The 14,391-nt window shown below is 68.8% G+C and carries 15 protein-coding genes; 8 read left to right on the top strand and 7 right to left on the bottom strand.

Translation table 11 applies throughout. The features are described from left to right. The first annotated feature begins 4 nt into the window (after positions 1-4). Entirely contained in the window at positions 5-1,084 is a 1,080-nt protein-coding gene (locus SBI80_RS07785; protein WP_318973899.1) for a GGDEF domain-containing protein, read from the top strand. Between the two features lie 13 nt (positions 1,085-1,097). Here SBI80_RS07785 and mmpH read toward each other — a convergent pair whose 3' ends face one another. The 6 genes from mmpH to SBI80_RS07755 form a co-directional block, all read right to left on the bottom strand. Continuing rightward, positions 1,098-2,168 carry an MMP endo-(1,4)-3-O-methyl-alpha-D-mannosidase gene (gene mmpH / locus SBI80_RS07780; RefSeq protein ID WP_318973898.1) on the bottom strand — a complete coding sequence of 357 codons (1,071 nt, stop codon included), beginning with the start codon at positions 2,166-2,168 and terminating at the stop codon, positions 1,098-1,100. Between the two features lie 3 nt (positions 2,169-2,171). Continuing rightward, positions 2,172-2,906: a class I SAM-dependent methyltransferase gene (locus SBI80_RS07775; RefSeq protein WP_318973897.1), complete on the bottom strand. Its 735-nt coding sequence runs from the start codon at positions 2,904-2,906 to the stop codon at positions 2,172-2,174. Then, positions 2,900-4,135: an MMP alpha-(1->4)-mannosyltransferase gene (gene manT, locus SBI80_RS07770; RefSeq protein ID WP_318973896.1), complete on the bottom strand. Its 1,236-nt coding sequence runs from the start codon at positions 4,133-4,135 to the stop codon at positions 2,900-2,902. Before manT ends, SBI80_RS07775 begins: the two co-directional genes overlap by 7 nt. Positions 4,136-4,298: 163 nt before the next feature. Beyond that, positions 4,299-4,754: a PPOX class F420-dependent oxidoreductase gene (locus tag SBI80_RS07765; RefSeq protein WP_318973895.1), complete on the bottom strand. Its 456-nt coding sequence runs from the start codon at positions 4,752-4,754 to the stop codon at positions 4,299-4,301. Positions 4,755-4,763: 9 nt separating this feature from the next. After that, on the bottom strand, positions 4,764-5,081 hold the full coding sequence (locus tag SBI80_RS07760; protein ID WP_318973894.1) for a hypothetical protein: 318 nt from the start codon (positions 5,079-5,081) through the stop codon (positions 4,764-4,766). A 28-nt stretch (positions 5,082-5,109) separates the two neighbouring features. Continuing rightward, positions 5,110-5,634 carry a hypothetical protein gene (locus SBI80_RS07755; RefSeq protein ID WP_318973893.1) on the bottom strand — a complete coding sequence of 175 codons (525 nt, stop codon included), beginning with the start codon at positions 5,632-5,634 and terminating at the stop codon, positions 5,110-5,112. Between the two features lie 115 nt (positions 5,635-5,749). On the opposite strand from SBI80_RS07755, the gene SBI80_RS07750 reads away from it, so the two are divergent. From SBI80_RS07750 to glgX, 7 genes are all read left to right on the top strand, one after another. After that, positions 5,750-7,132, top strand: a complete 1,383-nt coding sequence (locus SBI80_RS07750) for an acyl-CoA dehydrogenase family protein (protein WP_318973892.1) — start codon at positions 5,750-5,752, stop codon at positions 7,130-7,132. A gap of 129 nt (positions 7,133-7,261) precedes the next feature. Next, complete coding sequence (locus tag SBI80_RS07745; protein ID WP_318973891.1) at positions 7,262-9,094, top strand: hypothetical protein; 1,833 nt, start codon at positions 7,262-7,264, stop codon at positions 9,092-9,094. Next, positions 9,091-9,300 (top strand): hypothetical protein, encoded by a 210-nt coding sequence (locus SBI80_RS07740; RefSeq protein ID WP_318973890.1) that lies wholly within the window; start codon positions 9,091-9,093, stop codon positions 9,298-9,300. The genes SBI80_RS07745 and SBI80_RS07740 overlap by 4 nt, the downstream gene beginning before the upstream one ends. A gap of 5 nt (positions 9,301-9,305) precedes the next feature. Next, positions 9,306-9,722 carry a cupredoxin domain-containing protein gene (locus tag SBI80_RS07735; RefSeq protein ID WP_318974368.1) on the top strand — a complete coding sequence of 139 codons (417 nt, stop codon included), beginning with the start codon at positions 9,306-9,308 and terminating at the stop codon, positions 9,720-9,722. After that, positions 9,719-11,023, top strand: a complete 1,305-nt coding sequence (locus tag SBI80_RS07730) for a hypothetical protein (protein ID WP_318973889.1) — start codon at positions 9,719-9,721, stop codon at positions 11,021-11,023. Before SBI80_RS07735 ends, SBI80_RS07730 begins: the two co-directional genes overlap by 4 nt. An 18-nt stretch (positions 11,024-11,041) precedes the next feature. Continuing rightward, on the top strand, positions 11,042-11,605 hold the full coding sequence (locus SBI80_RS07725) for a nicotinamidase (protein WP_318973888.1): 564 nt from the start codon (positions 11,042-11,044) through the stop codon (positions 11,603-11,605). Between the two features lie 298 nt (positions 11,606-11,903). Further along, a complete protein-coding gene (gene glgX / locus SBI80_RS07720) occupies positions 11,904-14,012 on the top strand; it encodes a glycogen debranching protein GlgX (protein WP_318974367.1) in 2,109 nt (702 codons plus the stop codon). A 6-nt stretch (positions 14,013-14,018) separates the two neighbouring features. Here glgX and SBI80_RS07715 read toward each other — a convergent pair whose 3' ends face one another. Next, positions 14,019-14,366: a hypothetical protein gene (locus SBI80_RS07715; RefSeq protein WP_318973887.1), complete on the bottom strand. Its 348-nt coding sequence runs from the start codon at positions 14,364-14,366 to the stop codon at positions 14,019-14,021. Positions 14,367-14,391 lie beyond the last annotated feature (25 nt).

Raw genomic sequence — 14,391 nt, 5'->3', positions numbered from 1 at the left:
AACCGTGGCTGGAGCCTTGAGGCGATGGTGGCTGCAGCCCAGTCACTACGACTGGCTCAGCGGGTACTTGCACGCGCGTGGAATCGCCGGTGCCACCCGCGTGATGATGGCCGCGACCTCGTTCCTGTTCGCTGCGTGTCTGGTTGCCCTGATCGCGGGTGCGGGCGGTCCGCGCGGCACCGGGCCCGTGTTCATGACCTGGGCTGCGTTTGCCGTGGGGCTCGCGGGCGGCACCCTGTGGACGGTGCGCTGGCCGACGCCAGGGCAGTCGCTGACGTTCGCCGTCGGCACGAACGCGGCCGTCGCGCTGGCCTGCCTAGCCCATCCGAACCCGATGGCCTCGCTCATCGGATGCATCGCCTTCGCGACCAGCGGAGCCTATCTCGCGTTCTTCCACACCACGAAGTACGTCATCTACAACTTCGTCATCGCGGCGGGCGTCGCGATCCACGAGACCCTCCGACTGGCGTCCGGCGGACAGCTGGCGCTCGCGGGGGTGGATCTGCTGCTGGTGCTACAGATCAACATCGCCATGCCGCTGGCCATCCAGGCAATGATTCGCGCCCTCGGCAACGACCTGGTGCACGCGGATCTCGATCCCCTGACGGGCCTGAACAACCGCCGCGCCTTCCAGCTGGAGACGCTGGGCCTGGTGACGGCCCGTCCGGTGCACGAGATGTACCTCCTGGTGGCGGTAATCGACCTCGACGACTTCAAAGCCGTCAACGACCGCGACGGTCACGTCGCCGGCGATCGCGTGCTCGTCGCGGTCGCGGACGCCCTGCGGTCCAGCACCCGCGCCACCGCGGTGATCGCACGCAGCGGCGGGGAGGAGTTCATCGTCGCCGACACCTCGCACACCGCCGACACCGCGCCACTGGCCCAGAGCATCTGCCACGCCATCGCCGAGTTACCGGTGGCGATCACCGCGAGCGTGGGCACCGCCTGCGCACCCCTGCACGGCGTGCCCACGCGCGAGCACAAACCGTTGGTCGAGCACCTGGTCGGCGTCGCGGACGAGGCGATGTACCGGGCAAAACGCAGCGGCGGCAACGGATACCACCAGTACGGCCGTATCGCCTGAACGGTTCGCGTGCTCAGCGGCCGCTGGAGGCGCAGGCGCAGTCGAAGTCACCCTCGAGCCCGCGGGGCAGCTCCTCGGATCGGAAGATGCCACTGGCGCGGGTGGTCGACGACAGTGCGTCCGCGGCGAGGATCATCGCCGCGCCCGTCCACGTCGTGCGTTCCTCGGGCCAGCGCTTGCCATCGGCGAAGACCAGTCCCGTCCAGTAGGAACCGTCCACCTCACGCAAGTGGTGCATCGCGGCGAATTGTTCGTGTGCCCTTGCCGATTCGCCGATCGCGTCCAGCGCCATCACCAGCTCGCACGTCTCGGCGCCGGTCACCCACGGCCGATGGTCGACGCAACGGATGCCAAGGCCCGGCACGACGAACCGCTCCCACCTGGCGTCGATCCGGGTCCGCGCCGCCTCACCGCGCAGTGCGCCGGCCAGCACCGGGTAGTACCACTCCATCGCGTGGTCGTCCTTGTTGGTGAACGCCTCGGGATGCGCGGCGATCGCGTGGCCAAGGCTGCCGAGGGCGAACTCCCACTCGGGCTGTGACTCACCCAGGTAGTTCGCCAGCGCCACCGCGCACCTGATGCTGTGGTAGATGCTGGCACAGCCCGTCAGCAACGCCTCGGGCAGGATGCCCACTTCGCTTCTCGCCCAGGCAATCTGACCACCGTCGAGCTGCATGGTGAGCACGAAGTCGATGGCCCGGCCGACCACCGGCCACATGGTCTCGGCGAACCCGTGGTCACCGGTGACGAGCAGGTGATGCCACACCCCGGTCGCCACGTAGGCACAGAAATTACTGTCGCTGTTGGCGTCTTCGACGATGCCGTTGCGCAACTGGATGGGCCACGAGCCGTCGGGGCGCTGCTGTTCGCGGCACCAGTCGAAGCCCGCACGCGCGGGCTCCCAAAGTCCGGCGACGGTCAGCGCCATCGCGTTCTCCACGTGATCCCACGGATCGGTGTGGCCACCGGGGAACCACGGCAGCGCGCCGGAGGACTCCTGCGTGGCGGCGATCGAGGTCGCCGTCTGACGGCACTGCTCCGGCGTCAGAACACCTGGTACGCCAGGAACTTCGTGACGCCGCACGGCTCAGACCGCCTGCGGTTGGGAGTCGGCGGGCTTTTGGAAGTACAGGGCGACGCTCTTGCCGATCAGCGGATTGAGCAGGGCCTCGGCGTTGCGGGTGAGCCAGGGCCGCGACATCATGTCCCACACCAGCAGCTCGTGATACGCCTTGACGAGTGGATTGTCGGGCTTGTCGACGCCCACCGCGCACTTGAGCCACCAGAAGGGCGCATGCAGCGCGTGCGCGTGATGGCGGTGATCGAAGCGCAGACCTCTGGCCGCGATCTTGTCGTGCAGTTCGTCCGCACGGTAGATGCGGATGTGGCCGCCCTCGTTGGCGTGATACTCGTCCGACAGCAGCCAGCAGACCTTCTCGGGCAGCCAGCGCGGCACCGTGACGGCAAGGCGCCCACCGGGTTTGAGGACCCGCACCAATTCGTCGATCGCCCGGTCGTCCTGCGGGACGTGCTCGAGGATCTCCGAGGCGATCACGAAGTCGAAGGTGCCGTCGTCATAGGGCAGGTCGAGCGCGTCGCCCTTGACCGCCTCGGCCTTGGCCGACGCCGGCGCCTCACCCTGCTGCTGCATGGCCTGCAGGATGGCGTCGACGTTGTTGAGCTCCTCGACGTCCTGGTCGAAGGCCACCACGTCGGCACCGCGCCGGAATGCCTCGAACGAATGCCTGCCGGCACCGCAGCCGACGTCGATCAGGCTGCTGCCCGACCCGACGCCGAGCCGGTCGAAATCCACGGTCAGCATGTCTTCACTCGTTTCATTGCGCGTTCGTATACCGAAACCGTCTGGGCAGCAACGGATTCCCAGCTGAAGACGTCGACGGCCCGCGTGCGGCCGTTGACCCCGAGCCGGCGCAGTTCCAGCGGCGAGTCGAGGAGCTCCCCGAGCACCCGCGTCAGGTCGTCGACGTCACCGGGGCGGACCAGCCGCGCACAACCGCCATCCTCGCCGACGACCTCGGGCAGTGCGCCGGCGCGGCTCGCCACGATCGGCGTGCCACTGGCCATCGCCTCGACCGCAGGCAGCGAAAAGCCTTCGTACAGCGAGGGAATGCAGGCCACCTCGGCGGAGGCCAGCAGGTCGGCGAGCTCGGCGTCGGTCAATCCGTTGGAGCTGTGCACGATGTCGGAGATTCCGAGTTCGGCGATGAGCTTCTCGGTGGGCCCGTTGGGTTCGAGCTTGGAGACCAGCTGCACGTCCAGGTCGCGTTCGACCCGCAGGCGCGCCACGGCGTGCAGCAGGTGGCTGACTCCCTTGAGCGGGACGTCCGCGCTGGCGATCGCGATGATCCGGTTGCGCACCCGGTTCTCACTCGGCCGGAACAGCTCGGTGTTCACCCCGAGCGGCACGACGTGCAGCTGTTCGGGCGAGACGCCGAAGTCCTCGGCGATGTCGGAGGCCGACGACGAGGACACCGTCAGCAGCTCGGGAATCTGGCGGGCGACCTTCTTCTGCATCTCCGCGAAGGCGTACCAACGGCGGACCAGCGGCTTGCGCCACCACGCGGCGGCCGCGACGTCGACGACGCGGTCCCGGGTGATCGGATGGTGCACGGTGGCCACCACCGGCAGACCGAGGCCGGCCACCGTCAGCAGACCCTTGCCGAGACTCTGGTTGTCGTGGACGACGTCGAACTCATCCCGGCGCGCAGCCAGCAGGCGCGCGACGCGCAGGCAGAACGTCTTGGGTTCGGGGAAGGCGGCCGTCCAGGTCGCCGCCAGCTCGAGGACGTCGATGCGGTCGCGGATCTCGCTGGGCCGCGGGATCCGGAACGGGTCGGGCTCGCGGTAGAGATCCAGGCTGGGCACCTTGGTCAGCCGCACCCGCGGGTCTAGTCCCTCGGGGTAGGGCTGACCCGAGAACACCTCGACGTCGTGACCAAGGTCGACCAGACCGCGACTCAAGTGCCGGACGTAGACGCCCTGCCCACCACAATGCGTCTTGCTTCGGTACGACAGCAGGGCAATCCGCATGGCTAGTTCACCGCGGCCAGAGTCGGAATCTGCGCTCTGGACATGTGTCCAGACTATAGTTTGACTAGCTAGCCGCCGCAACGCGGTGACTCGGCACCCCGGGCCGAGCGGACGATTCGCCCACCTAGCCTGAGTACCACAGACGCCGGGCCCGCGCGGGCGACTAGCGCGGCGGAAAGCCGCCGGTGGCCACCGGCCCCCACCGCACCGGCGTGATCCTGATGAGGCACTTGCCCTGGTCCACCATGGCCTGGCGGTATTCGTCCCAGTCCGGGTGCTCACCCGCGATGGCCCGGAAGTAGTCCACCAGCGGCTCGACCGCGTCCGGCAGATCGATCACCTCGGCGTCGCCATCCACCTGCACGTACGGCCCGTTGAACTCGTCGGACAGGACGGTGACGCTGGCCCGCGGATCGCGGCGAAGGTTGGCCGACTTCGCGCGCTGCGGGTAGCTCGAGATGACGATGCGGCCGGCGTCGTCGACACCGCCGGTCACCGGTGAACTCTGCACAGAGCCGTCCTTGCGATACGTCACCAGCACCATCTGGTGCCTGGGCCGGACGAAGTCGAGCAGGGCGGACCGGTCGACCTCGTCGGCGGTAGCGAGCTTGCGAGCCATGTTCCAACCCTACGGTCGACGCTCGGACGAACGCCGCAGCGTCCACGAGGGAATCCAGTGCGTGACCGACTTGTGGTTGGCTCCGTAGGCGATGTCGTAGGTGACCAGGCCCCACCAGAAGCCCTGCTCGCACAGGCCCCAGCAGCTCAACCGCCCCTCGACCACCGCGTGCATCTGCAGACCGGCGGGGTGATAGCCGCCCGAGCGGTGCGGCTCCCTGGGAAACACCGCGGACAGATCCACCAGGACCGCGACGGGCGGATCGACGCGCCGGAACGCCTGCGGCATCGGCTGACCGTGATGGCCGATCGACTGGAGTCCACCCATCCTTCGATCATATGTTCGATTCTTGGCGTCACACCCGGTACCGCGGAAGCACGAACGCGAACGCCCGGGGGAAGCCCAGGACCGCCAGGCCCGTCCGCTGGATCGCCCCGGCCGGCACGGCGATGACCTCGCCCGACGCCGGCTGGTAGCAGCGCAGCATCGGGCCGTCGATCCCGACGATCAGCACCCAGTGCCGCGGAATGACGTTGCCGATCAGCATGGCGACCGGCCATCCCGCCGCGACGGCGCGCACCACGTCGGCCAGCGGATCACCGGGCCGCGGCAGCCGCCACCCGTACCGCACCCCGAGCCCGACGGCGTGTCCGCCGATCACCGCGGCCATCCCCCACGGCGTGGTGCCCAGCGCCCGCGGCCACACCCGGTTGGCGGCCGCATGCACCACCACCTGCTGTCCGTCGAACCAGCGCCGGCCGTCACCACCGAGCAGATGCGCGCCGTATCCGGAATCGAGGATCGCCCCGGCCACCACCGCGGCGGCGGGGCCGCACGACACCCCGTCGCGCTGCGTGAGGCGGAGTGCCGCGAGGTCCACCCGATCCAGGTTAGGGGCTCGCGAGTCGGCGACCGAGCGTGTTCGATCCCGCGCCAGTGGGTATCAGTGAACACATGTGTACTGAAATGATCCGGCGGCTGCGGGGTGAGCACGCGTGAGCTTCGACGTCACCCCCACCATCGCTCAGCACGACCTGGCCCGGCGGGCCCACGAGTTCGCCGCCGAGGTCGTGCGCCCCGTCGCGCAGGAGTACGACGCGCGCCAGGAGTTTCCGTGGCCGGTCCTCGAGGAGGCGGCCCAGCGCGGGTTCTACAGCCCGCTGTTCTACCGCGACCTGATCGGCGATCCCACCGGCCTTTCGCTGCCGATGTTCATGGAGGAGCTGTTCTGGGGCTGCGCCGGCATCGGGCTGGCGACCGTGATGCCCGCGCTCGCGCTGTCGGCGATCGGCCAGGCCGCGACCCCCGAGCAGATGCTGCAATGGGCGCCGGAGTGCTTCGGCACGCCGGGTGACCTCAAGCTGGCGGCGCTGGCGATCTCCGAACCCGAGGGCGGCAGCGACGTCCGCAATCTGCGGACCGTGGCGCGCCGCGACGGTGATGACTGGATCATCGACGGCCACAAGATGTGGATCGGCAACGGCGGCATCGCCAACGTCCACGTCGTCAACGCCGTCGTCGACCAGGAACTGGGCCACCGCGGGCAGGCGCTGTTCATCGTGCCCGGTGGCACGCCGGGCCTGCAGCTGGTGCGCAAACTGGACAAGCTGGGTTGCCGGGCGTCGCATACCGCCGAATTGAAGTTCGACGGCGTGCGGGTGCCCGGCGCCAACCTGCTCGGCGGCCAGGACAAGCTGGAACACAAGCTCGCCAAGGCGCGTGACGTGGTCGCCGGCGCCAAGCACTCCGGTTCGGCGACGCTGGGGACCTTCGAGCAGACCCGTCCGATGGTGGCGGCCCAGGCCCTCGGGATCGCCAGGGCAGCACTGGAGTACGTGACGGAGTACGCCAACCGGCGGGAGGCGTTCGGTGCGCCGATCATCGACAACCAGGGCATCGCCTTCCCGTTGGCCGACCTCGCCACCAAGATCGACGCCGCCCGGCTGCTGACGTGGCGGGCCTCGTGGATGGCGGCCAACGGCGTGCCCTTCGAACGCGGCGAGGGGTCGATGGCCAAGCTGATGGCCAGCGAGACCGCCGTCGAGACCACCGAGCGCGCGATCCAGACCATGGGCGGCTGGGGCTACATCACCGACCATCCGGTGGAGAAGTGGTACCGCGACGCCAAGCTCTACACCATCTTCGAGGGCACCAGCGAGATTCAGCGCATCGTCATCTCGCACGCCCTCGGCGCCGCCGACGGCGCACCCCCGATGCACGTCGACCTCGAGCCGTCCGGTGGTCCGCTCAACGCATTGTTCGGCCGCGGCACCCCGGCGCGCACCCGCGCCGCCGACCGCGCGATGGCGATGCGCGACCGCGTCCCACGACCCGTGATGAACCTGGCGATGAAGGTGCTTCGCCCGCCGCGAAGGTGAGCACGCACGTGAGTTGGCGTCGCCCCGAAGAATATCCGGTACCCCTGGTTTCACCTGGGTATCGTCTGGCAACATTACCGGCGGGTAGGAACGTTGCCCGACCCTCGGTCGAATGAGAGCGGTAGGCAGATGACAGAGCAGTCCTTGCAATACCTCGCACAGGGAACCGAAGGCGGCGGGGCCGCTTTGGACCAGGTCATCGGCATGTCTGCCGTCGGCCTGGTCGTCGGCCTCGCGCTGCTGTGGATCGGCTACCAGCACCGGATGCGCAAGATCACGTGGTTGCACGATCTGGGCGAGTGGGCCGGCCGCAAGTTCCACCGGCCCGCCTGGGTGGCGCTGCCGGTCGCACTGTTCATCACGACCATCATCACCGCGCTGTTCGGCTTCATCTGGGACGTCAGCCTGCACATCGGCAAGGGGCGCGACCCCGGCCCGCTGGCCAACCCGGCCCACTACTTCATCCTGTTCGGCCTCTTCGTGCTGTTCGTCGCCGGCTGTCTGGCCTGCGTGCTGCCCTACGAGAAGCCCGGCCCGGCCGCGATCCGGATCACCCGCAACTGGTACGCGCCCGTCGGCGGCGTGCTGATGGCCGGCTGCGGTCTGTACGCGCTGATCGGCTTCCCGCTCGACGACGTCTGGCACCGCATCTTCGGCCAGGACGTCACGCTCTGGGGACCGACCCACCTGATGATGATCGGCGGTGCCGGGTTCTCGACACTGACCGCGCTGTTCCTCGAGCACGAGGGCAGGCGCGCCGTCGGCGAGGATGCGCCCAAGGATGGCCCGGGCATCAAGTTCATCCAGTACCTGGCGTTCGGCGGCCTGCTCATCGGCATGTCGGTGTTCCAGATCGAGTTCGACTTCGGCGTCATGCAGTTCCGGCAGGTGTTCGAGCCCATGTTGATCGCTGCGGCTGCGTCGCTGGCGCTGGTGGCCGCCCGCATCATGCTGGGACGCGGCGCCGCCATCATCGCCGCACTGCTGGCGCTGGGCTTGCGCGCGCTGGTCGCCGTCATCGTGGGTCCCCTGCTCGGCGCGCCGATCAACTGGTTCGCCCTCTACCTGGGGCCTGCGCTGGTGATCGAACTACTGGCGTTCACGCCGCTGATCAAGCGCCCCATCCTGTTCGGCATGGTCGGCGGCCTCGGCATCGCGACCGTCGGACTGTGGCTCGAGTCCCTGTGGATCGACGCCGTCTACCACTACGCATGGCCGGCCAGCCTCTGGCCGGAGGCGCTCGCGATGGCCATCCCCGTCGCCGTGCTCGTCGGCGCCTGCGGCGCGATGATCGGGATGGTGCTGACCAATCAGCAGCTACCGCGGCGCGCGATCAGCGCCGGTCTGGTGGCGCTGGCCGTCGTCGCCATCGGCGGCGCCACCGCCAACGGGCTGCGTTACGAGGTGCCCCAGAACGCGACCGCGACGTTCGCCCTCACCGAGGCCCCCAGCATCGGCGATCAGCGGATGGTCACCGCCGACATCCGCATCAACCCGCCCACCCTGGTGAGCGACGACCCGAACTGGGTGTCGATCCTGGGCTGGCAGGGCGGTCTGGCCAACCAGCGCGGCATCTTCGTCGATCATCTGGAGAGGGTGGGTCCGGGCCACTATCGCTCCACCACGCCGATGCCGGTGTCGGGCCAATGGAAGACGCTGCTGCGCATCCACGACGGCCGCATGCTGACCGCCGTGCCGATCTATCTGCACGGTGACCCCGGGATCGGCGCCGCCGAGGTGCCCGCCCTGACGTCGATGACCCGGCCGTTCGGTCCCGAGATCACCATCCTGCAGCGGGAGCGCAACCCCGACACCCCGCAGGTGCTCTGGCTCATCGGCTGCCTGGTGGTGCTGGGCTGCACGCTCATCCTCATCGGCGGGCTGTCGTGGGGCGCGGGACGTCTGAACAAGGCCGAACCCACGAAGAGCAAGGCCGAGTTCGAGCCGTCAGCTCAGTCATGACGGGGATCCTCGCCGCACCACGGGTCGAGGTCCTCGCCGATCACTCGGTGCTGCTGGCCATTCCCGCGTTCGCGCCGGCCCTCATCGTCGTGGGCGTGGTGGTCTGGATCGCGATGAAGGACCGCCGCAACGCCGAGGACGAGGACGACGACGAACGGGCTTCCAGCGAGGACTCAGCCGCCGCCGACAAGGATGGATATCCGTGACGTTCATGACCTCGAAGACACTGGCGGCCATCGCCGCCACACTCCTCGTCGCCGGTTGCGGCGGTTCCGGAGGGTCGGGTGAGCCGACGAGTAGCCCCGCCGGGGCTCCCGCCAGCACGGGCGTCCCCCCGATGTCCGACCAGCAGGCGCCGCCGCAGCGGCTGACCGTCGACGTCACCATCAAGGGTGGCCAGGTGACGCCCACCAACCAACAACTACAGGCCAAGGTGGGTGAGCCCATCGTGTTCCGGGTGAACAGCGACGCCGCCGACGAGCTGCACGTGCACTCGATCCCCGAGCACGAGTTCACCGTCGAGGCCAAGCCCGATCAGCAGTTTCAGTTCACCGTCACCGTGCCCGGCAAGGTCGACGTCGAGTTGCACCACCTGAACCGGACCATCGCGACCATCGCCGTTCAGTGATCCTCGCCCACGGCCTCGGCGGGTCCAACGACCTGCCGATCCCCTACACCTATGCGCTGATCGGCGGGGCGTGGGCGCTGACGTTCACGTTCGCGGTGGTGGTGCTGGCCTGGCGCAAGCCGCGGTTCGACCCCACCAAGCCGGGTCGACCGCTGCCGCAGTGGGTGACCACCCTGGCCGACGCCGCGGTGACGCGGTGGGCGGTGGCGCTGGCCGGGCTCCTCTTCGCGGTCTGGGTGACGGTCGCCGCGGTGTACGGCCCGCAGGACGGCGACAACGCGCTGCCCGGGGTGTTCTACGTGCTGATGTGGGTGGGGCTGGTCGCCTTGTCGCTGGCGATCGGACCGGTGTGGCGGCTGCTGTCCCCGGTGCGCACGGTGTACGGCCTGCTGCCATGGTCGCGCCGGTCCGCGCCCGTGGACTACCCACCGCGGCTGGGTTACTGGCCAGCGGCCGCCGGGCTGTTCGCGTTCGTGTGGCTGGAGCTGGCCAGCCCCGATCCGGGATCGCTGCGGGCCGTCCAGATCTGGCTGTTGCTCTACCTGGCGGTGACGCTGGCGGGGACGCTGGCGTTCGGCACCCGCTGGGCTGCCAGGGCCGACCCGTTCGAGGTGTACGGGGTGGTGGCCTCACGCCTGTCGCCGCTGCGGCGCAACGCCGACGGGCGCATCGCGGTCGGCAACCCCTTCGACCACCTGCCGTCGATGCCGGTGCGGCCGGGCACAGTCGCGGTGCTGGCCGTGCTCCTGGGGTCCACGGCGTTCGACAGCTTCTCGGCGATGCCGCAGTGGCGCAACCTCGTCGACGACCTCGCCGGCCCGACCCCGGCGGTCGCGGTGCTGGTGCGCAGCGCCGCTCTGCTCGTCTTCGCCTCGATCGTCGCGGGCACCTTCTGGCTGGCGGCCCGCGCCACCGGCGGGGTCGACGCCGCCGGGCGCCGCGAACTGCCCGGCCTGATGGCGCATTCCCTGATCCCGATCGTCATCGGCTACGTCTTCGCGCACTACCTGACCTACCTCGTCGAACGCGGACAGCAGACCGTGCTGCGCCTTGCCGACCCGTTCGCCACCGGCTGGCTGGGCGACGTGCAGCCCTCCTACCTGCTGTCCACCCACCCCACGGTGCTCGCGACGCTCAAGGTGTGCTTCGTGGTGGGCGGGCACATCGCCGCGGTGTTCGCCGCCCACGACCGCGCCCTGCGGGTGCTGCCCAGGGGCCACCAGGTGACCGGCCAGCTGGCCATGATGCTGGTGATGGTCGGCTACACCTTCACCGGGCTGTACCTGCTGTTCGGCGGCTGAACCGGGATACTGACTGCCATGGTCACCCGAGATGCCACCGCACTGATCGTCGTCGACGTCCAGAACGACTTCTGCGAGGGCGGCTCGCTGGCGGTCGCCGGTGGCACGGCCGTTGCGACGGCCATCTCCGAGCTGCTGGGTCGGCACGAGTACCCCGCGGTCGCCGCCACGATGGACTACCACGTCGACCCGGGCGGCCATTTCTCCGAACACCCGGACTACGTGGAGTCCTGGCCGCCGCACTGCGTCGTCGGCACCTACGGCGAGGAGTTCCCCCCGACGTTCGACGCGTCCGCCATCGACGCCGTGTTCGTCAAGGGGCAGTACTCGGCCGCCTACAGCGGATTCGAGGGCCGCGACGAGGCGGGCACGCTGCTGGCCGACTGGCTGCGGCAGCGCAACATCACCAGCGTGGACGTCGTCGGCCTGGCCACCGACTACTGCGTGCTCGCGACGGCGATCGACGCGAAGTCGGCGGGGTTCGACACCCGCGTCCTTCTGGACCTGACGGCCGGCGTGGCACCCGACAGCACGGCACGGTCCATCGCGCAGATGCGGGCCGCCGGCGTCGAGGTCACCTAGCCTCCGCCAGGTGACGGTAGCCACACCCCGGCCATCCGGACGTCTGACGAGGTCCAGCGATTGGGCAGATCAGAGGTAGTGTCGCGCGGCCCCATACCCCGTCCTGGCCGGTCTCGCCCGCCATGCCTGCACACCGGCCCGCGCCGTATCGTCACTGTGTCCGCTCCACCACGCCCGACCCACTGCTTCACCAGAAGGACTCGACTTGACCCCCGCCAGTTCCAAGGACACCGCATCCGCGGCCGTCATCCCGGCCGCGCAGCCCGTAGCGCCCGTCAGGGAGGTCGTCGAGCACGAGATGTGGCCCGGCAAGGCGTACCCGCTCGGGGCGAGCTACGACGGTTCCGGTACCAACTTCGCCGTCTTCAGCGAAGTGGCCGACTACGTGGAGCTGTGTCTGTTCGACGCCGACGGCACCGAGACCAGGCTGCGGCTGCCGGAGGTCGACGGCTTCGTCTGGCACGGCTTCGTCCCCGACGTCGAGCCGGGCCAGCGCTATGGCTACCGGGTGCACGGCCCGTTCGACCCCGCGGCTGGACAGCGGTGCAACCCGAACAAGTTGCTGCTGGATCCGTACGCCAAGGCCATCGACGGGATCTTCCAGTGGGATCAGTCGCTGTTCGGTTATGACTTCGGTGACCCCGACAGCCGCAACGACGACGACTCCGCGGCGAGCATGCCCAAGTCGGTGGTGATCAACCCGTTCTTCGACTGGGGTACCGACCGTCCGCCGCAGCACGAGTACGCCGACTCGGTGATCTACGAGGCCCACGTCAAGGGCCTGACCCAGACCCACCCCGACATCCCCGAGCGCAGCCGCGGCACCTACGCCGCGATCGCGCACCCGGCGATCATCGAGCACCTGAAGAACCTCGGCGTCACGGCCATCGAGTTGATGCCGGTGCACCACTTCGCCAACGACTCCACCCTGATCGAGAAGGGTCTGTCGAACTACTGGGGCTACAACACCATCGGGTTCTTCGCCCCCGACTCCAAGTACGGCGCCAGCCCCACCCCGGGTGGCCAGGTGCAGGAGTTCAAGGCGATGGTGCGGGCACTGCACGAGGCCGACATCGAGGTGATCCTCGACGTGGTCTACAACCACACCGCCGAGGGCAACCACATGGGCCCGACGCTGTCCATGCGGGGCATCGACAACGCCGCCTACTACCGACTCGTCGAGGACGACAAGCGGTACTACATGGACTACACCGGCACCGGCAACAGCCTGAATGCCGGCAGTCCGCACGCCCTGCAGCTGATCATGGACTCGCTGCGGTACTGGGTCACCGAGATGCACGTCGACGGTTTCCGCTTCGACCTGGCCTCGACGCTGGCGCGCGAGTTCTACGACGTGGACCGGTTGTCGACGTTCTTCGAACTGGTGCAACAGGATCCGACGGTCAGCCAGGTCAAGCTGATCGCCGAGCCATGGGACGTCGGGCCGGGCGGCTACCAGGTCGGCAACTTCCCGCCGCAGTGGACCGAGTGGAACGGCAAGTACCGCGACACCGTGCGCGACTTCTGGCGTGGTGAGGATGCGACGTTGGGCGAGTTCGCCTCTCGACTGACCGGCTCCGCCGACCTCTACGAGCACACCGCGCGCCGGCCGGTGGCCTCGATCAACTTCGTCACCGCTCATGACGGGTTCACGCTGCGGGACCTGGTGTCCTACAACGAGAAGCACAACGAGGCCAACGGCGAGGACAACAACGACGGCGAATCCAACAACCAGTCCTGGAACTGCGGGGTGGAGGGTCCGACCGACGACCCGGAGATCCTGGCACTGCGCGCCCAGCAGGTGCGCAACTTCATCACCACGAACATCCTGAGCCAGGGCGTGCCGATGATCTCTCACGGTGACGAGCTGGGCCGCACCCAGGGCGGCAACAACAACGGTTACTGCCAGGACAACGAGATCACCTGGATCGACTGGGCCAGTGCGGATTCCGCGCTGATCGAGTTCACCCGCTCGGTGTCGGCGCTGCGGGCCGCGCACCCGGTGTTCCGGCGGAGGCGGTTCTTCGACGGCATCCCCGTGCGCATCCGCGGGTCCAAGCGGCTACCGGACATCTCCTGGTTCCGGCCCGACGGCTCGGAGATGAACGACGAGGACTGGGGTTCGGGCTTCGGCAAGTCCATCGCGGTCTTCCTCAACGGCCACGGCATCCCCGACCTCGACCCGCGTGGGCAGCGGGTCACCGACGACTCGTTCGTGATGTGCTTCAACGCCCACCACGAACCCATCGACTTCACGCTGCCGCCAAGCGAATTCGGCCTGGCGTGGCAGCCGGTCATCTACACCGTCGAGGGTGCCGTCATGGAGGGCTCGCGCCCGGTGCCCGCGGCTGCCACGCTCACCGTCGAGGCGCGCTCGGTCATGGTGCTGCAGGCCGTCTCCGAGTAGGCGGCGCTACTCGACGATGTCGAAGAACGACTCTCCGTCCTCTGGGGTGCCGTCGATCTGACCACGGGTGCGACCGTGCTCCTCGGGGTCGATCTCGTCGAGCTCGGCGTCGCTCTCCAACTGGAGGCCACCACCCTGGTCGGAGTCGTGCGCCTCCGTGGGGACGTCCTCGCCGTCGTCGGTGACGTCGGGCTCCTCCTCGGCGAGCCGCTCGTCGAGGTTCTCGTCGTCCCTGGCCGGGATCCACTGCTCCGGCGGATCGGCGACGTCGTCGCCGTCGTCGTTGCGGACCTGGTCGGAGTCCAGCTCCTCGGACTGCGAGAGCGGGAAGTCGTCGAAATCGCTAGTGCTCATCCGCCCATGGTGCCCGACCGGCCAG

It is taken from the genome of Mycolicibacterium sichuanense (assembly GCF_033741125.1).
Taxonomy (GTDB): Bacteria; Actinomycetota; Actinomycetes; order Mycobacteriales; family Mycobacteriaceae; genus Mycobacterium.
Note: the sequence above shows the minus strand (reverse complement) of the source record. Positions and strands in the feature narration are given on the sequence as shown.